This window comes from Gordonia gummivorans, assembly GCF_022513585.1.
In the GTDB taxonomy this organism is placed as follows: Bacteria; Actinomycetota; Actinomycetes; order Mycobacteriales; family Mycobacteriaceae; genus Gordonia.
Map to the genome: position 1 here is coordinate 24,727 of NZ_JAKWBF010000021.1, position 18,049 is coordinate 42,775.

The window sequence follows — 18,049 nt, forward strand, 5'->3', positions numbered from 1 at the left end:
ACAAGCAGGGGCAGAAAGTAGGGGAAGAACCTTCCCCTACTTTCAGTGGTCCGGTGGTGAGCCGCGAAACCCGCGGTGCGCGATCTCTCAGGTCGACGCCGGACGCGGCCGGAACGAAGCCCAGACCGCGCCTCCCAGCCAGGTCGCCGTGGTACTCGGCTCGAACTCTGGCCACACCCTGTGTCGAATCAGGTCAACCGGATGCTGCAGCACACAGATCTTCCAACACGACACAGGGTGTCCCTCGCACCTCCCGATCAAACGACGACAGGGTCGCATTTCCCCAGTTCAGGAGGCCGAGAGCAGTACTCTTCGAGTCAGACCGCCACCAGGTCGTCGGCATGGATGACGGGCCGACGCAGTTCCGCGGGGAGGTCGGCGGTGGAGCGGCCGACCATCTTCGCGATGTCGTCGGCGTTGTAGGCGGAGACGCCCCGCGCGCGAACCGCTCCGGCGAGATCGACGAGTTCCACCACGTCGCCGTCGTAGAAGCGCCCGCGTACCCCGACGACCCCGGCCGCCAGCAAGGAGCGCCGCCGGCGCGACACCGCCGCGACCGCCCCGTCGTCGAGCACGATCTGCCCCCGCGCGTCCGCGGCGTGGCGCACCCAGAACCGGCGCGCCGACAGACGTTCCGGGCGAGCTGCGAAGACCGTCCCCACCGACGCATCCGAAAGTGCTTGTCCCGCTTCGGCGGCGGCCGCCAGAAGCACCGGCACACCCGCATCCGCGGACAACCGCGCGGCAGCGAGTTTGGAAGCCATTCCCCCGGTTCCCAGCGCACCGCCCGAACCCGCGATCACGCCATCGAGATCCTCAGGACCGGCCACCTCGGCGATGAAGCGTGCGCGTTCACCCGTCGGCGACACCTTGCGCGGATCCCCGTCGTAGAGACCGTCCACGTCGGAGAGCAGGAACAAGGCATCGGCACCCGCGAGATGGGCAACCAGAGCGGCAAGCCGATCGTTGTCGCCGAAGCGAATCTCGTTGGTGGCCACCGTGTCGTTCTCGTTGACGACGGCCACGGCACCCAGCGACCGCAGACGATCGAGGGTGCGCTGGGCGTTGGCGTGATGCGCCCGGTTGGAAATGTCGTCGGCGGTCAACAGTACCTGGCCGACCGTCCTCTTGTACCGCGCGAACGAGGTACCCCATGCGTGTGCGAGGGCAAGTTGTCCGACGCTTGCCGCGGCCTGCTTGGTCGCCAGATCCGTCGGACGCTTCTTCAGCCCCAACGGGGCGATCCCGGCACCGATGGCGCCCGACGACACGACGATCACATCCGAGCCGGCCCGCATTCGGGCCTCGAGGGCATCGGCAAGGCGGTCAAGCCGGTCGGTGTCGAGTCCGGTACCGAGGTCGGTCAGCGCCGACGATCCGATTTTCACCACGACGCTGCGCGCATGCGCGATGGACTCGCGAACCTCGCTCACGTCAGCTGGTCGCCGTCGTGGGTGTCAAGAGAGTGGTCGTCGGAATCCTCATGCAGTCCTCGACGCAGACGGCGCGCCTGTTTGCGTTCGGCTGCTCCCACACGATCGGAGCGATCGAGTCGAATGTCGGTGCCGCGTCCGGTGATCGGGACATCGTCACCCATCGGGGTGCTGGGCTCCCAGTCGAAGGTGACCGCGCCGATGGTGACCGGCGCGCCGGGCTGAGCGCCCAGGCGCATGAGTTCGTCCTCGACGCCGAGCCGATTGAGACGATCCGCGAGATAGCCGACCGCTTCGTCGTTGTCGAATTGGGTTTGGGCGATCCACCGCTCGGGGCGGGTGCCACGCACGACGAATCCGCCGGGGGTCTCCGGGTCCTCTGTGACCGTGAACCCGGTCTCGTCGACCGCCTTGGGGCGGATGATCGGACGCCGCGCCACCTTCTCGGGTTGCGACTCCCGGTACTCGCGTACCATCCGCGCGAGCGCGAAGGTCAGTTCACGCAGACCCTGATGGGTGACCGCGGAGATCCGGAACACCGGCCAACCTCGCTGCGCCAGCTCGGGTTCCACGAGATCCGCGAGATCGGCGGCATCCGGCACGTCGACCTTGTTCAGGATCACCACACGCGGACGGTCGGCGAGCTCGCCGAGTCCGTGGTCGGCATCGAGCGCGGGCTGGTAGGCGGCCAGTTCGGCCTCCAGTGCGTCGATGTCGGAGATCGGGTCACGTCCCGGTTCGAGGGTCGCGCAATCCACCACGTGCGCGAGCACCGCGCAGCGTTCCAGATGGCGCAGGAACTCCAGTCCGAGGCCGCGTCCGGTCGAGGCGCCCGGGATGAGTCCGGGGACGTCCGCGATCGTGAACACGTCGCCGGCGGTCTGGACCACGCCGAGATTGGGGACCAGAGTCGTGAACGGGTAGTCGGCGATCTTCGGCTTTGCCGCCGACAACACCGAGACCAGCGACGACTTGCCCGCCGAAGGGAATCCCACCAGTCCGACGTCGGCGACGGACTTGAGTTCGAGGACGAGGTCCCGGTGTTGGCCCTCTTCACCGAGCAGAGCGAATCCCGGCGCCTTGCGCGCCTTGGACGCCAGTGCCGCGTTACCGAGACCACCGCGGCCGCCCTTGGCCGCATCGAAGCTCGTGCCCACTCCGACGAGGTCGGCGAGAATCGAACCGTCGGCTCCCAAGACCACGGTTCCGTCCGGCACGTTCAGGATGAGGTCGTCACCCGTCGCGCCGTCGCGGTTGTCGCCGGCTCCGGGTTTCCCGTTGCCCGCCTTCGCATGTGGGCGGAAATGGAAGTCCAGCAGCGTGTGCACCTGCGGATCGACCACCAGCCGCACCGACCCACCGTTGCCACCGTTGCCGCCGTCGGGACCACCGAGTGGCTTGAACTTCTCACGGTGTACCGAGGCACAACCGTGGCCACCGTTACCGGCCGCCACATGAATCGTGACGCGGTCGACGAACCGAGACATCGGCGGTTCCTTTCTACTTCGGAGGCTTTACTTCACGGGCGAGTCGGCGCGGAGGGTGGACGGTGGAGAACAGCAAACAGGGCGGGCGGGTTCTCGTGACCCAGCCCGCCCTGTTTTCAGGCGTGTTCTCGCGGCGCCGTCAGGTCAGGCCTGGACAGCTTCCGGGACGATGTTGACCGTCTTGCGGCCACGCTTGGTGCCGAACTCGACCGCACCGGCCTCGAGCGCGAACAGGGTGTCGTCGCCACCGCGACCGACGTTCACACCGGGGTGGAACTTGGTGCCGCGCTGGCGAACCAGGATCTCGCCCGCGCTCACCTGCTGGCCGCCGAAGCGCTTCACACCGAGCCGCTGGGCGTTGGAATCACGACCGTTGCGCGAACTGGACGCGCCCTTCTTGTGTGCCATGTGTCAGTCCTCCTGGATGAAGTCGTTTACTTGATGCCGGTGACCTTGAGGACCGTCAGCTTCTGACGATGACCCTGGCGCTTGTGGTAGCCGGTCTTGTTCTTGAACTTGTGGATGCGGATCTTGGGGCCCTTGACGTGCTCGACAACCTCACCGGTGACCGAGATCTTGGCCAGCTTGTCGGCATCGGTGGTCAGGGTCGACCCGTCGACGACCAACGCGACCGGCAGGCTCACGGTGCTGCCCGGCTCGCCGTCGATCTTCTCGACCTTCACAATGTCGCCCTCGGCGACCTTGTACTGCTTACCGCCGGTCTTGACGATCGCGTACGTTGCCATCGAAGTTCTTCCTCTAACTTGTCTCGTCGGGCCCGCCGCGCTGGGTTGGCGCCGGGGCATGATGTTGGTCGTGCCATGTTGTCGTGCTCGGTGTCCGTGCCGGCGCTGGCCGCAGAACACCCAGCCATGGCCGGGGATTCAGGCGGTTCACACCAGAATGCCTGCCGTCGGGGCTGCCAACCGTTCGGGGCTTTCGACCTGGGTCGATACACCCGCACAGCGCAGAACCTCCGCGGAGGCGACCTTGCAAGATTACGGGAACGTTGCCGGTCGGGTCAAACTCGCTCGACCAGGTGTGATCGGACCCTCGGTCATTGTTCTGCGGGCGGCGGTCCGGCGGGGCGTCCCGCCGTACGACGCCGCGGCCGTCGGCGCACCGCGACCACCGATTCCGTCCCGGCACCCGACGCCGGACCAAAGGTCGTGAGCGGTGCGGCCGCGGCATCCTGCGCCGTGATGACCACCGGTTCGGGTGCCGTTGTCGGCGACGCGGCGCGACGCACCACCCGGCGCCGTCGCTTCGGTGTGGCAGCAGCGTCGTCGGGATGATCAACCAGCGCGACGTCGGGCTCGCTCGAGGACTCCTCGGCGTCGGCGTCACCGACAGATTCATCGACCACGGCGTCGGGTTCGGCCACGACGGTCGCCTCGGTCGTCGGAGGTGAATCGGGTGCTTGGGTCGAGTCGTCCTGCGGTGTCGAGGTATCCACCTCGTCGGCCGCGCTCGTCGCCGCGTCGCCGTCGGTCGCCGCCTCGACATGCGTCGTGTCGTCGTCCTCGTCGTGCGCGTGTGCAGCCATCGCCCGGAACATCGGGTGCTCGGCCGGTTTGTGCGCCGGCTTGGCCTCCGGCGCCGCCTCGGTCTTCCGTTTGCCGCGGCGCGAACGCTTCGACCCGGCACCGTCGGTGCGATTGGTGTCCTCGGTGCGGACCTCGACCGGGTTGGCGTGCACGATGATGCCGCGCCCACAGCAGGTGGTGCAGGTGGTGGAGAAGGCCTCGAGCAGGCCGGTGCCAAGTCGCTTTCTCGTCATCTGAACGAGTCCGAGCGAGGTCACCTCGGACACCTGGTGCCGCGTCCGGTCACGCGCGAGCGCCTCGGTGAGGCGTCGAAGCACCAGGTCACGGTTGGATTCGAGGACCATGTCGATGAAGTCGACGATGATCATCCCGCCGATGTCGCGCAGCCTCATCTGCCGCACGATCTCCTCGGCGGCTTCCAGGTTGTTGCGGGTGACCGTCTCCTCGAGATTGCCTCCAGAGCCGGTGAACTTGCCGGTGTTGACGTCGACGACGGTCATCGCCTCGGTGTGCTCGATGATCAGCGTGCCGCCCGAGGGCAGCCACACCTTGCGGTCGAGCGCCTTGGCCAGTTGTTCGTCGATGCGATGCACGACAAAGGAATCCGGCGCGTCGGCGTGGGCCTTGTCGAACTTCTCGACGCGCTCCATGAGGTCGGGCGCCACCGAACTGACGTAGCCGTCGACGAGGCTCCACGCCTTGTCGCCTTCCACCACGAGCTTCTTGAAGTCCTCGTTGAACAGGTCGCGGACCACACGGACCAACAGGTCCGGCTCCTCGTAGAGTGCCTTCGGGTTGGACGCCCCCGAGCCCTTCTTCGCCCCGGCGACCGACTCGTCGATCGCCTTCCACTGCGCTTCCAGTCGGGCGATGTCGGCACCGAGATCCTCGGCGCTGACGCCTTCGGACGCGGTGCGGATGATCACGCCGGCGTCGTCGGGCACCAACTTGGCCAGAATCTGCTTGAGCCGCTTGCGTTCCACGTCCGGCAGCTTGCGACTGATACCGGTCGACGAGCCGCCGGGCACGTAGACCAGGTAGCGGCCGGCCAGCGAGATCTGGGTGGTCAGGCGTGCACCCTTGTGCCCGACCGGGTCCTTGGAGACCTGGACGAGCACATTGTCGCCGGGCTTGAGGGCCTGCTCGATCTTGCGCGAGCCACCGTCGAGCCCCGCGGCATCCCAGTTGACCTCACCGGCGTACAGGACGCCGTTGCGGCCACGCCCGATGTCGACGAACGCGGCCTCCATGCCCGGCAGCACGTTCTGCACGCGGCCGAGGTAGATGTTGCCGACCATCGACGACGAGGTCTCCGTGGTGACGAAATGTTCCACCAGGACGCCGTCCTCGAGGACCGCGACCTGCGTGTAGTCCTCGACCGGAGTGGCGTGCCCATGCCCGCCGTCGTCGCCCCCGCCGAGCGCGATGCGGCTGTTAGCGCTGCGCTCACGGACAACCATCACCCGGTCGACCGCCTCGCGGCGGGCCAAGAACTCCGATTCGGTCAGGATGGGCGGACGACGACGACCGGCGTCGCGCCCGTCGCGTCGGCGCTGACGCTTCGCCTCGAGTCGGGTGGATCCGGAGATCCCCTGCACCTCGTCCCGGGCCCGCTTGCTGCGCGGCTCACGCTCGTGAACGACGGTGTTCGGCGGATCATCGGGCGAGGAGGAGTCGTCGGAGTCGGCGCCCCCCTTGCGACGGCGACGCCGCCGGCGACGCCGGGTCGACGAACCCTCGGCGCCGTTGTCGGCGTCGGAATCAGTCGAGTCGCCCTCGTCGGCCGATGCCGCATCCTCATCGGCGGTGTCTGCATCGCCGCCGGAGCCTTCGCCCTGGGCGTCGGAGGTCTTCTTCTTGGACTTCTTGCCCTTCTTGCCGGACGGCTTGCCCGACTTCTTGGCGCCCGATCCGTCGCCACCGCCGGCATCATCCTGCGATCCGGACGATGATTCCGAGCCATCAGCAGGCCCGGCGGTGTCGTTGTCGGTGGCACCGCTCACCGCGCCGTCGGAACCAGCGTCGTCGGTAGCTGCGCCGTCGGAACCAGCGTCGTCGGAAGCTGCGTCGTCGCCGCGGGTGTCATCGCTGCCCTGTTCGCCGCGTCCGCGACCACGGCCCCGACGCCCGCGGCGCCTGCGGCGACGGCTCGAGTCACCCGAACCCTCGTCGGAAGACGAGTCGTCATCGCTGTCGGCGGAATCCGACTGCGCTTTGTCGCCGGTGTCTTTGTCACTTGCGTCGGACGCGGCCGAAGCCTGGTCGGGTGCGTCGCGCTTGGGCGCCGGACTCGCGCCACGCTCGGGTGCCTGCGGCTGGAGGAACAGCGGCCCGGCAGCGACTGCTGCGCTTTCGTCCGCGATCGGCCGGTCGTATTGGCTCGATGCCGCCGAGAACAGAGTCGGCTGTGCCGTGGCCGGTTCCTCGACCTGGGCCTCGACCTGGGTCGTGTCCACCTCGGCGGGCGCGCTCCCGGCTTCGGTGGCGACTGCCGGGGCGGCCGCTTGGGTATCGGTCACCGGCGTGGCGGCCTCGGCGTCGGGTGCCGGCGTGGCGGCCTCGACGGTTGCTGTTTCCGCCTCGGGCGCCTCTGGGCCGGCCACATCGACCCCGCCGGCCACATCGACGGCGGCAAGCGACGAGGCATCAACCTCGACGTGGTGGCGCACACGGTCGGCGACGGCCTGCGCAACGTCGGGTTCGACGCTGGATTGTGCGCTTCGGATCTGCGCTCCGAGCTCGGCCAGGTGCGCAAGCACCTGACGGCTCGTCACGCCCAAGGCTCGGGCGAGCGCGTGCACACGAAGTCTGCTGGAAAATTGTTCCGCCGATCCGGACGCTGCGTTCGCGTCAGCCGGCGACCCGTTGTCGGTCACTCAGTCTCCTCGAACCCCCGGGCGCGTCGGGCTGACGCGGCCACGCGAGGGTCTGCTCTGTGTCCCGGCCCGCGGGCCGGTGTTGTGTGGTCTGCGCGTCGTCGGTGATCCGGGTTGGCGGACCGTCCTCTGACGCTCTTGCATGGCGATGACGGCGCCGCGCTGTCGTTCAGGCCGCCGACCGGCGTGTGATTGTGCCGGTCCGCGCCGATACCGGGCGCGTCATCGGTGTTGCCGTGGACAAAGTGTGTCGCCGACAACTGTGCAAGTATCCCACACCCCGATCCGATAGCCGCAAACTATGACCCTTTTTGGCGTTCGCAGTGATTGTCGGCCTCGCGACAACCGGTGCCGAATGGGAGAAAGCGAGTGCTGCAGCACTCGCTTTCTCCCATTCGACTCGAGTGCTGGGCGGTCAGCTACCGAGCTCGGGGAACCAGAGCGCGATCTCCCGCTCTGCGGACTCCGGCGAGTCGGACCCGTGGACCAGGTTGTTCTGGGTGGACAACGCGAAGTCACCGCGGATCGTGCCGGGCACCGCCTTCTCCACCGGGTCGGTTCCACCCGCGATCTGGCGGAACGCGGCCACCGCACGCGGGCCTTCGAGCACGGCGGCGACCAGCGGACCGGACGTGATGAACTCCAGCAACGACGGATAGAACGGTTTGCCCTCGTGCTCGGCGTAGTGGCCACGGGCCACCTCGTCGCTGACGGTCTTCAGTTCGAGCGCGACCAGCGACAATCCTTTGCGTTCGATACGGCTGACGATGTCGCCGACGAGCGCGCGGGCGACGCCGTCGGGCTTGATGAGGACGAGAGTTCGTTCGGTCACGATCACACCTTAGTGGTGTTGGGGATCAGGAACAGTACTGACCCGCGACGGGGAAGAATCCGTAGTTGAACAGGCTGCCGTCGCGCGAACGCGGGTCGACGACCACCTGCACGCAGCCGCCGGGTGATGCGAGCGCTCCCGCGAGGGCGAGGTCGAATTGCTTGGCCAAGGCCAGGTTCGCGGGCCGGTACTGCGCCGGTACGGGCAGCGATGCGACGGCCGCGGCGATCTTCATCCCGGCAGCCCGCTTGGTCACCTCGTGCGTCGCGATGTAGCTGTACTCACCTTGACCCACCGGGACCGGGGCATCGGCGGTGGGGATCACGATCTCCGGTGTGCTCGGTGCCGCATGCGCCGAGCCGGTCAGCGCCGAACTCATCAGGGCCGAACTCATCAGGGCCGAACTCGCCAGCGCCAACGCACAAACCGCCCCGCCGAGCATGGCCGGGACGCGCAGGCGCAGACGTCGGGTGGAATGGAGATCAGAGTGGTTGAGCTGCACGTAGTTCCTCACGTCCGGACGACATCTGTTGAAACCGAGGAACCCCACCCCCGACCACTACGGTCCGCCCCCGGCTCGCGTCATTCTCACAGGTATCCCCTGCCCAAGGGAACCCATGCCGATAACGTTCCCGCAACAGCTGTTGCAGCGGGCGGATACCGGCGGTCGCGATCTCAAACCGATCAGTCGTCGATGGGTTCCTGACCTGGCAGCAGACCCAACTCGATCCGACGTTCGACGTCGAGTTTGACGTAGCGGATGTACACCCAGACGCACAGGAACAGCACCCCCACGACGGCGATCGACCAGTGGAAGATGCCACCTGCGATCACCGCGAACTGCAGACCGAGGTCGATGGTCAGAGCGTTGCGTCGTCCCTGCATCCCGGCTGCGAGAATCAGCGCGACCGTCACCACCGCGAGGTAGACGCCGGAAAACCACGTCAGGCCGCCGGCGATGCGCGCGACGATCGGGAACGTCAGGATCATCACGATGACCTCGAGGATCAGCGTTCCGGCCATCACCCCGCGCAGCCCTTTCCACGGATCGTTGGCCGGCGGGGTGAACCGTGTCGGCGCGTCGGTCATCGCGGTTCCTTGGTCATCGTGGTTCCTTCCCGAACAGCGTCCGTGCCGCGCCGGCCGTCACCACCGACCCGGTGATGACGACACCCGCACCGGAGACGGGTTCGCCGTCGACCTCCTCGGCCAGCGCGATCGCTGCCTCCACCGCGTCCGGCAGGAACGGCTTCACCTCGACCCGCTCCTCGCCGAAGATCTCGACGGCGTAGTCGGACAGGGTCGCGGTGTCCAGCGCGCGCGGCGACCCGTTGTTGGTCAGCACCACCATGTCGAAAACGGGTTCCAGAGCCTCCAACAGACCGCGCGCATCCTTGTCGCCGAGCACCCCGACGACCCCGATCACCCGACGGAAGTCGAACTCCTCGACGAGCGCCTGCGCGAGAGCCATTGCGCCGTGCGGGTTGTGGGCGGCATCGACGAATACCGTCGGCGCGCTGCGCAACCGTTCCAACCGTCCGGGTACCGCCACCGACGCGAATCCCTCGCGCACGGCCTCGATGTCGAGTTGGCGCTGCGCACCCGCGCCGAAGAACGCCTCCACGGCTGCCAGCGCCAGTGCGGCATTGCCCGCCTGGTGTGCTCCGTGCAACGGCAGGAAGACCTCGTCGTAGACGCCGCCGAGCCCGCGTAACGTCAGCATCTGCCCACCGACCGCGGTGATCGATTCCAGGACGGTGAATTCGCTGCCGGCCCGGGCCACCACGGTGCCCGCCTCGACGGTCGCCCGCAGCAGGACGTCGGTGACCTCCGGCTCCTGCGGGGCGAGCACCGTGATCGGGTCCACCGGGACGAGCGCATCGGGATCGGCTGCCTTGATGATTCCGGCCTTCTCCCCCGCGATCGCAGTCAGCGTGTCCCCGAGGTAGTCGGCATGATCCATCGCGATCGGCGTGATCACCGCGACCGCTGCCTCGATCACGTTGGTGGCATCCCACCGGCCGCCCATGCCCGTCTCGACCACTGCGACGTCGACCGGCGCCTCGGCGAACACCGCGTATGCCATCGCGGTGAGGACCTCGAACTTGCTCATCCGGGGGCCGCCCGCAGCCGTGGACGAATCGTCGACCATCGTGATGTAGGGCTCGAGCTCACGATAGGTGTCGATATAGGTGCGAGCGGCAATCGGCTTGCCGTCCAGCGAGATTCGCTCGGTCACCCGTTGCAGGTGCGGGCTGGTGATCCGGCCGGTCCGACGATGCAGCGCAACGAGCAGCGCGTCGATCATCCGGGTCACCGATGTCTTGCCGTTGGTACCCGCGATGTGAATGGCCGGGTACCCGTGTTGCGGCGAGCCGAGCAGGTCCATCAGAGTGCTGATGCGCGTCAGCGACGGCTCGATCTTGGTCTCGGGCCACCGAGTGTCGAGGTCGGCCTCCACCTCGGCGAGTTCGGCCAGATCTTCCGCCGAATCCTCCGTAGGCACGTCCGCGACCACCTGATCCTCGGCGTTTGCCGCCTCGTCGTCGAGAAGCGCCGAAAGGCCCAGCGGATCACCGCCGATGGCCGGATCTTCTTCCGGCCAACCGTCGTTCATTCCGTCCGAATCACTCACGCGCCACCCATACTCGCCAGCTTGGCGCCGATGCGCTCCACTTCCTCGCCGGCCACGCGCTGCCGTTCGCGGATCTTGTCGACGACGTGGTCGGGCGCCTTCGACAGAAACTGGTCGTTGCCCAGTTTGGCTGTCGTGGAAGACAATTCCTTCTCCGCGGCGGCGAGGTCCTTGTTGAGGCGCTTGCGTTCGGCCGCCACGTCGACGGTTCCGGTGGTGTCGATCTCGACGGTCACCGTGGCACGACTCAGCCGCACCTCGAGCGTTGCGGTCGCCGCGAATCCCTCGGCCTCAGGATCGAGCCGGGCCAGCGATCGGACGTAGGGCAGCGTGGCGTCGAGTCCGGCGGTGTCGAGTGCGTCGAATCGTGCGGCGACACGCTGACCCGGTCGCAGTCCCTGGTCGCTGCGGAAGCGGCGGACCTCGGTGATGAGCTTCTGCAGGTCGTCGATCAATCCGGCCGCCTCGGCATCCGGCGTCGCGCCGGACGGTTCCGGCCACGACGCGATCACCAGCGACTCGCCACCGGTGAGGGCCTTCCACAGCACCTCGGTCACGAAGGGCATCACCGGCGACAGCGCCCGCAGCAGTGGATCGAGCACTGCGCCGAGAACCAAAGACGTGGTGCGAGAACGGCCTTCATCTTCCGAGAACTGCACCTTGGCCAGCTCGAGATACCAGTCGCACACCTCGTCCCAGGCGAAGTGATAGAGCGCCTCGCAGGCCTTGGAGAACTCGTAGGATTCGAACCCGGCATCTACCTCCGCCAGCACTTCGTCCAGGCGGCCCAGAATCCACCGATCGGCGACGGTCAGTTCGTCGGCCGCCGGGAGTTCACCCACCGCGGCACCGTTCATCAGGGCAAACTTGGTCGCGTTGAACAGCTTGGTAGCGAAGTTCCGGGACGACGACGCGTGGTCCTCGCCCACCGAGATGTCGCTGCCCGGGTTGGCTCCGCGGGCCAGGGTGAACCGCAGCGCATCCGCTCCGAAGCGCTCCACCCAGTCGAGCGGATCGATGCCGTTACCCTTCGACTTCGACATCTTCCGGCCATGCTCGTCACGAACCAGACCGTGCAGGAACAGATTTCGGAACGGAACCGCTGCTTGCGGGCCGAAGTCCCGACCGACGTAGGTGCCGAACATCATCATCCGGGCCACCCAGAAGAACAGGATGTCGTAGCCGGTGACCAAGACCGAGGTCGGATAGAACTTCGCCAGGTCGGCGGTTTCGTCGGGCCAGCCGAGCGTCGAGAACGGCCACAGCCCCGACGAGAACCAGGTGTCGAGGACGTCGGTCTCCTGCACGTAGCCCTCGGGTGCCTGCTCGTCAGGTCCCACACAGACGATGTCGCCCTCGGGTCCGTACCAGATCGGGATGCGGTGGCCCCACCACAACTGCCGCGAGATGCACCAGTCGTGCATGTTGTCGACCCAGGCGAACCAGCGCGGTTCCATAGAGGTCGGGTGGATCACGGTGTCACCGGCGCGCACGGCGTCACCCGCCGCCTTGGCGAGGGTATCCACCTTGACCCACCACTGCATCGAGAGACGCGGTTCGATGGGCTCACCGGTGCGTTCGGAATGCCCGACGCTGTGCAGATACGGTCGGACCTCCTTGACGATCCGTCCCTGCGCAGCAAGCGTCTCGCGGATCTTGACCCGCGCCTCGAAACGGTCCATACCGTCGAATTCGGTTGCGGTACCGGCGATTCGCGCGGACTCGTCCATGATCGTCGGCATCGGCAGGTCATGGCGCTGCCCGATCGCGAAGTCGTTGGGATCGTGCGCGGGGGTGATCTTGACTGCGCCGCTGCCGAATTCGGGATCCACGTAGTCGTCGGCGATGACCGGAATGCGGCGGTCGACGAAGGGGTGCTCGAGTTCGGTGCCGATCAGATGCGCGTACCGCTCGTCGTCGGGGTGCACGGCGATCGCCGTGTCACCGAGCATCGTCTCCAACCGCGTGGTCGCGACCACGATGTGCGGCTGCGCATCGTCGAGTGAGCCGTAACGGAAGCTGACGAGTTCGCCCTCGACGTCGGCGTAGGACACCTCGATGTCGCTGACCGCAGTCTTGAGTACCGGTGACCAGTTGACCAGGCGCTCGGCCTGATAGATCAGCCCGTCGTCGTACATCTTCTTGAAGACCGTGTGAACCGCCCGGGAAAGGCCGTCGTCCATCGTGAAGCGCTCACGACTCCAGTCGACGCCGTCACCGAGACGACGCATCTGCTCGCCGATGTTGCCGCCGATCTCGGCCTTCTCTGCCCACACCCGCTCGATGAAGGCTTCCCGGCCCAGATCGTCGCGAGTCTTGCCCTCCTGCGCCAACTTGCGTTCGACCATGGTCTGCATGGCGATCGCCGCATGGTCCATGCCCGGCAGCCACAGCACTTCGTAGCCCTGCATCCGGCGGCGGCGCGACAGCGCATCCATCAGGACATGCTCGTAGGCATGCCCCATGTGCAGCGAACCGTTGACATTGGGCGGTGGGATGACGATGGAGAAGGGCGGCTTGTCGCTGTCCGCGTCGGCGGTGAAATAGCCGGCATCCAGCCACTCCTGGTACAGCCGGGACTCGTGCTCGGCGGGATCCCAGGACTTCGGCAGTTCGGACGTCGGGTCGGGTGCGCTCACGCAGGCCATTCTATTGGGCTGCGCGCATCGCCCCTGCGGGAGGTTATCCCCGTCATCGAGCGACCCTCAGACGCGCAGGCGGTGCAGATCCTCGGGGGCATTCACGTTGACCAGCCAGTCCGGCTCGGAGACCGAGATGCGGTAGGTGGTCAGCGCGTCGAGCGCCGCGGTCATCCGCCGCTCACCGGTGGCGACCACGTCGGCAATCACCCCGGCGGCATCGGTGCGGTAGATGCCGGCCATCGGATGGTCTCGCTGGTTGTCGTGGGCGATGACCGCCTGTGCCGACGGTGTGACGCCGGTGAGCAGTTCGTCGATGAGTTCCGCCGAGATCAGCGGCATGTCGGTCGCACAGACGAAGGCCAGTTCGGCTCCTCCGGCGGCTGCGGCGGACAATCCCGCGACCAGGCCGCCAAGCGGGCCTGCGCCCGGCTCCTCGTCGGTGATCCACTGCGCCTCGGGCCCGCCGGTGCCGAACAGACCCTGATACGCCGAGGATTCCTCGGTCGCCACCACCAGAATCGGCTCGCACCGCCCGGCGGCGACCCGCACGATGCGCGCCAGCATCGGCTCGCCGTCCCAGTCGAGTGCCGCCTTGTCCTGACCCATGCGCCGCGACCGTCCGCCTGCGAGGACGATGCCGGCCAGTCGTCCGTCCGACGCTTCGGTTCGGGGTGCGTTGTGTTCCGTGTCTCCCATGCACCCAGTGTGTGGCAACGATCGCCTTTTGGGGTGCAGGATGGGAATCATGAGCAGTTCTCACGGCCCCGACGACCACCAGGTGCACGAACCCGAGTCCGTCCACCTGGGCCATGTGAAGTCGTACGCGGCCGGCGTTCCGGCCGTCGCGGTGGCATTGCGACGCGGGGTCGAGCAGATGGGCCCACTGCGGACGGCCAAGACCCTCACGAAACTCAACCAGCGCGACGGCTTCGACTGCCCCGGCTGCGCGTGGCCCGAGACCCCGGGCCACCGCAAGCACGCCGAGTTCTGTGAGAACGGCGCCAAAGCGGTGGCCGAGGAGGCAACCAAACGCAAGGTGACGCCTGGGTTCTTCGCCAAGCACTCCGTCGACGACCTGCGGACACGGTCCGGGTACTGGCTGTCACAACAGGGCCGGATCACCCATCCCATGTATCTCGCACCCGGCGACACCCACTACCGGGAGATCAGCTGGGACGACGCCAATCGACTTGTTGCCGAGGAGATCTCGGCGATGGACTCGCCCGACGAGGCCGCCTTCTACACGTCGGGACGCACCAGCAACGAAGCCGCCTTCGTCTACCAACTCCTTGCCCGCAGCATCGGAACCAACAACCTGCCCGACTGCTCCAACATGTGCCACGAGTCCTCGGGCACGGCACTGGGCGCGTCGATCGGGATCGGCAAGGGGTCGGTCACCGTTCCCGATCTCGAAGCGGCCGATCTGATCATCATCGCCGGACAGAATCCCGGCACCAACCATCCGCGGATGCTGTCGACGCTCGAGAAGGCCAAGCACAACGGCGCCACCATCGTGGCGGTGAACCCGCTGCCGGAGGCCGGCCTCATGCGGTTCAAGGATCCGCAAAAGGTCGGTGGCGTGGTCGGCGCCGGCGCGAAACTCGCCGACGACTTCCTCCAGATTCGGCTCGGTGGCGACATGGCCTTGTTCCGCGGTGTCGCGCGTCTCCTCCTCGACGCCGAACGCGCGGCTCCCGGAACGGTTTTCGACCACGACTTCCTCGACAATCACTGCGCCGGGGTCGACGACTATCTCCGCCTCCTCGAGGACGTCGATCTCGACGAGATCGTGCAGGCCACCGGGCTGACCCGCGGACAGATCGTCACCCTGGCCGAGAAGGTCGCGTCGTCGGACCGGATCGTCCTGTGTTGGGCCATGGGTTTGACGCAGCACCGCCACGGGGTCGCGACCATCGCCGAGGGCACCAACGTCCTGCTGTTGCGCGGAATGATCGGCAAGCCCGGCGCGGGCCTCTGCCCGGTGCGTGGTCATTCGAATGTCCAAGGCGACCGCACGATGGGCATCTTCGAGAAGATGCCCGAGTCGTTCCTCGCGGCCCAAGACGCGGAGTTCGGTATTTCGAGTCCACGCAAACACGGATACGACACCGTCGCCGCGATCGCTGCAATGCACCGCGGCGAGATCCGCCTGTTCATGGCGATGGGCGGCAACTTCGTGTCGGCGGCGCCCGACACCGCGTTCACCGAGGAGGCGCTACGACGCTGCGCCCTGACCGTGCATGTCAGCACCAAACTCAACGAGTCACATCTGGTGACCGGGACGGCAGCCCTCATCCTGCCCACCCTCGGGCGCACCGACAAGGACGTTGTGGACGGTGTGCCGCAACAGGTTTCGGTTGAGGACTCGATGTCGGTGGTACATCTGTCGCGTGGCTCGCTTCCCCCCGCCTCGGATCAGCTGCGCAGCGAGATCGCGATCGTCTGCGACCTCGCACGCACCGTCCTCGGCGACGATCATCCGGTGCCGTGGCGACGGTTCCGCGGCGACTACGACGCCATCCGGGACCGTATCGAGCGGGTCATTCCGGGGTTCGAGGACTTCAACATCCGCGTGCGCAAATCCGACGGCTTCACCCTGCCGCACCCACCGCGGGACGACCGAGAGTTCGACACCCCCAACGGCAAGGCCAACTTCGCGGCGCAACCGCTGGAATGGCTACCGGTACCCGAGGGTCGATTGATTCTGCAGACGATGCGCAGTCACGACCAGTACAACACCACGATCTACGGCCACGACGACCGGTACCGCGGGATCAAGGGCAATCGGCACGTCGTCATGGTCCACCCCGACGACATCGCCGCCTTCGGCCTCACCGCGGGCGACCACGTCGACATCGTGTCGGAGTTCGACGGTCCGGACGGAACCGAGGAGCGCCGCGTCGAAGGCTTCGAGGTCGTCGCCTACGACACCCCGCGCGGAAATGCGGCGGCGTACTACCCGGAGACCAATCCGCTGGTGCCGCTGCGATCGGTCGCCAAGGGATCGAACACACCGGTGTCGAAGGCGGTCGTCATCCGGTTGGAGCGGGTCGGCGACCAGCTTCCACGCTGACCACCCAACGCAAAGATCCCACCGCTACAGCTGTGAGCGGTGGGATCTTCGCAACCCTCGTCTGTCAGGCGCTCTTGTCGCGCCGTTCGTCGCGGTTGTCCTTGCGCGGCACGATGGTCGGCAGGACGTTGTCGCGGACCGTCTCGCCGGTCACCACGACCTTCTCCACGTCGTCGCGGCTCGGGATGTCGTACATCACCGGCAGCAGGACCTCTTCCATGATCGCCCGGAGACCACGAGCGCCGGTGCCCCGGTGGATCGCCTGGTCTGCGACGGCCTCGAGCGCATCCTGAGTGAACTCGAGTTCCACGTTGTCCATGTCGAACAGCCGGGTGTACTGCTTGACGAGCGCATTCTTCGGTTCGGACAGGATGCTGACCAGCGACTCCTTGTCGAGGTTCGTCACCGAGGCGACAACCGGGAGACGACCGATGAACTCCGGGATCAGACCGAACTTGATGAGATCCTCGGGCATCACCTCGGCAAAGTGATCGGTGGTGTCCACCTCGTCCTTGGTGGCCACGTCGTTGCCGAAGCCGATGCCGCGCTTGCCGATCCGCTCGGACACGATCTTCTCGAGTCCGGCGAACGCCCCCGCCACGATGAACAGCACGTTGGTGGTGTCGATCTGGATGAACTCCTGATGCGGATGCTTGCGCCCGCCCTGCGGCGGCACCGACGCCTGGGTGCCCTCGAGAATCTTCAGCAGCGCCTGCTGCACGCCCTCACCGGACACATCACGCGTGATCGACGGGTTCTCGCTCTTGCGGGCGATCTTGTCGACCTCGTCGATGTAGATGATCCCGGTCTCGGCGCGCTTCACGTCGTAATCGGCGGCCTGGATCAGCTTCAGCAAGATGTTCTCGACGTCCTCACCCACGTATCCGGCCTCGGTGAGGGCCGTCGCGTCGGCGATCGCGAACGGCACGTTCAGCATCTTCGCCAGGGTCTGGGCGAGATAAGTCTTGCCGCAACCGGTCGGACCGAGCATCAGGATGTTGGACTTCGCGAGTTCGACGGTCTCGCCGGTCCGCGAATCCTTCTTCTCCCCGGCCTGAATGCGCTTGTAGTGGTTGTAGACGGCCACCGCCAGGGTGCGCTTCGCGGTGTCCTGACCGATGACGTAGTTCTCGAGGAAGTCGCGGATCTCGGCCGGCTTGGGCAGTTCGTCGAGCTTGACGTCGCCGCTCTCGGCGAGTTCCTCCTCGATGATCTCGTTGCACAGATCGATGCACTCATCGCAGATGTAGACGCCTGGGCCGGCGATCAGCTTCTTCACCTGCTTCTGGCTCTTGCCGCAGAACGAGCACTTCAGCAGATCCCCACCGTCTCCGATTCGTGCCATCTCGTGCTGTACCTACTTCCTCGTTCTTCTCGTCACCGCCCCGCCGGGCCTGCCGAGTCGGCAGTCCACTCCGGTGGCGGACACGTGCCGGACGTTGCGTACGCAGGACACGGGCTCACCATCGACGCGCCATTCGCCAGTAACACGACGGTACTCGTGTGCCGCGTGAACTTCGACCG

The 18,049-nt window shown here is 66.8% G+C and carries 13 protein-coding genes; 1 reads left to right on the top strand and 12 read right to left on the bottom strand.

Going from position 1 to position 18,049, the window contains the following annotated elements; translation table 11 throughout:
* Positions 1–317: 317 nt before the first annotated feature.
* The 11 genes from proB to mobA all read right to left on the bottom strand — a co-directional run bounded on the left by proB (position 318) and on the right by mobA (position 14,148).
* Positions 318–1,433: a glutamate 5-kinase gene (gene proB, locus MKW15_RS15815; protein ID WP_240859948.1), complete on the bottom strand. Its 1,116-nt coding sequence runs from the start codon at positions 1,431–1,433 to the stop codon at positions 318–320.
* On the bottom strand, positions 1,430–2,920 hold the full coding sequence (gene obgE, locus MKW15_RS15820; protein ID WP_240859951.1) for a GTPase ObgE: 1,491 nt from the start codon (positions 2,918–2,920) through the stop codon (positions 1,430–1,432). Before obgE ends, proB begins: the two co-directional genes overlap by 4 nt.
* A 144-nt stretch (positions 2,921–3,064) precedes the next feature.
* A complete protein-coding gene (gene rpmA, locus MKW15_RS15825; RefSeq protein ID WP_240859953.1) occupies positions 3,065–3,328 on the bottom strand; it encodes a 50S ribosomal protein L27 in 264 nt (87 codons plus the stop codon).
* 26 nt (positions 3,329–3,354) lie between these two features.
* A complete protein-coding gene (gene rplU, locus MKW15_RS15830; RefSeq protein ID WP_012833869.1) occupies positions 3,355–3,666 on the bottom strand; it encodes a 50S ribosomal protein L21 in 312 nt (103 codons plus the stop codon).
* Positions 3,667–3,977: 311 nt separating this feature from the next.
* Positions 3,978–7,343, bottom strand: coding sequence for a translation initiation factor IF-2 N-terminal domain-containing protein (locus MKW15_RS15835; protein ID WP_240859956.1), 3,366 nt, complete (start codon positions 7,341–7,343; stop codon positions 3,978–3,980).
* A 415-nt stretch (positions 7,344–7,758) separates the two neighbouring features.
* Positions 7,759–8,175 carry a nucleoside-diphosphate kinase gene (gene ndk, locus MKW15_RS15840; protein ID WP_240859958.1) on the bottom strand — a complete coding sequence of 139 codons (417 nt, stop codon included), beginning with the start codon at positions 8,173–8,175 and terminating at the stop codon, positions 7,759–7,761.
* 25 nt (positions 8,176–8,200) lie between these two features.
* Positions 8,201–8,689, bottom strand: a complete 489-nt coding sequence (locus MKW15_RS15845; protein ID WP_374247359.1) for a hypothetical protein — start codon at positions 8,687–8,689, stop codon at positions 8,201–8,203.
* Between the two features lie 170 nt (positions 8,690–8,859).
* Complete coding sequence (locus tag MKW15_RS15850) at positions 8,860–9,264, bottom strand: DUF4233 domain-containing protein (RefSeq protein WP_240859961.1); 405 nt, start codon at positions 9,262–9,264, stop codon at positions 8,860–8,862.
* A gap of 13 nt (positions 9,265–9,277) precedes the next feature.
* Positions 9,278–10,792 (bottom strand): bifunctional tetrahydrofolate synthase/dihydrofolate synthase, encoded by a 1,515-nt coding sequence (gene folC / locus MKW15_RS15855; RefSeq protein WP_240860055.1) that lies wholly within the window; start codon positions 10,790–10,792, stop codon positions 9,278–9,280.
* A gap of 14 nt (positions 10,793–10,806) precedes the next feature.
* A complete protein-coding gene (locus MKW15_RS15860; RefSeq protein ID WP_240859963.1) occupies positions 10,807–13,458 on the bottom strand; it encodes a valine--tRNA ligase in 2,652 nt (883 codons plus the stop codon).
* A 57-nt stretch (positions 13,459–13,515) separates the two neighbouring features.
* On the bottom strand, positions 13,516–14,148 hold the full coding sequence (gene mobA / locus MKW15_RS15865) for a molybdenum cofactor guanylyltransferase (protein WP_240859965.1): 633 nt from the start codon (positions 14,146–14,148) through the stop codon (positions 13,516–13,518).
* A 40-nt stretch (positions 14,149–14,188) separates the two neighbouring features.
* On the opposite strand from mobA, the gene MKW15_RS15870 reads away from it, so the two are divergent.
* The gene (locus MKW15_RS15870; RefSeq protein ID WP_240859967.1) at positions 14,189–16,525 is read left to right on the top strand and encodes an FdhF/YdeP family oxidoreductase; all 2,337 of its coding nucleotides are present in this window, start codon (positions 14,189–14,191) and stop codon (positions 16,523–16,525) included.
* 64 nt (positions 16,526–16,589) lie between these two features.
* Here MKW15_RS15870 and clpX read toward each other — a convergent pair whose 3' ends face one another.
* Positions 16,590–17,870 carry an ATP-dependent Clp protease ATP-binding subunit ClpX gene (gene clpX / locus MKW15_RS15875; protein WP_240859970.1) on the bottom strand — a complete coding sequence of 427 codons (1,281 nt, stop codon included), beginning with the start codon at positions 17,868–17,870 and terminating at the stop codon, positions 16,590–16,592.
* Positions 17,871–18,049: the final 179 nt, after the last annotated feature.

What these genes read in the sequence shown, in the direction of transcription:
- rplU (WP_012833869.1), bottom strand. Translation starts at nt 3,666, where the DNA reads ATGGCAACGTACGCGATCGTCAAGACCGGCGGTAAGCAGTACAAGGTC.
- folC (WP_240860055.1), bottom strand. Translation starts at nt 10,792, where the DNA reads ATGAACGACGGTTGGCCGGAAGAAGATCCGGCCATCGGCGGTGATCCG.
- obgE (WP_240859951.1), bottom strand. Translation starts at nt 2,920, where the DNA reads ATGTCTCGGTTCGTCGACCGCGTCACGATTCATGTGGCGGCCGGTAAC.
- MKW15_RS15850 (WP_240859961.1), bottom strand. Translation starts at nt 9,264, where the DNA reads ATGACCGACGCGCCGACACGGTTCACCCCGCCGGCCAACGATCCGTGG.
- MKW15_RS15860 (WP_240859963.1), bottom strand. Translation starts at nt 13,458, where the DNA reads ATGGCCTGCGTGAGCGCACCCGACCCGACGTCCGAACTGCCGAAGTCC.
- MKW15_RS15870 (WP_240859967.1), top strand. Translation starts at nt 14,189, where the DNA reads ATGGGAATCATGAGCAGTTCTCACGGCCCCGACGACCACCAGGTGCAC.
- clpX (WP_240859970.1), bottom strand. Translation starts at nt 17,870, where the DNA reads ATGGCACGAATCGGAGACGGTGGGGATCTGCTGAAGTGCTCGTTCTGC.
- mobA (WP_240859965.1), bottom strand. Translation starts at nt 14,148, where the DNA reads ATGGGAGACACGGAACACAACGCACCCCGAACCGAAGCGTCGGACGGA.
- rpmA (WP_240859953.1), bottom strand. Translation starts at nt 3,328, where the DNA reads ATGGCACACAAGAAGGGCGCGTCCAGTTCGCGCAACGGTCGTGATTCC.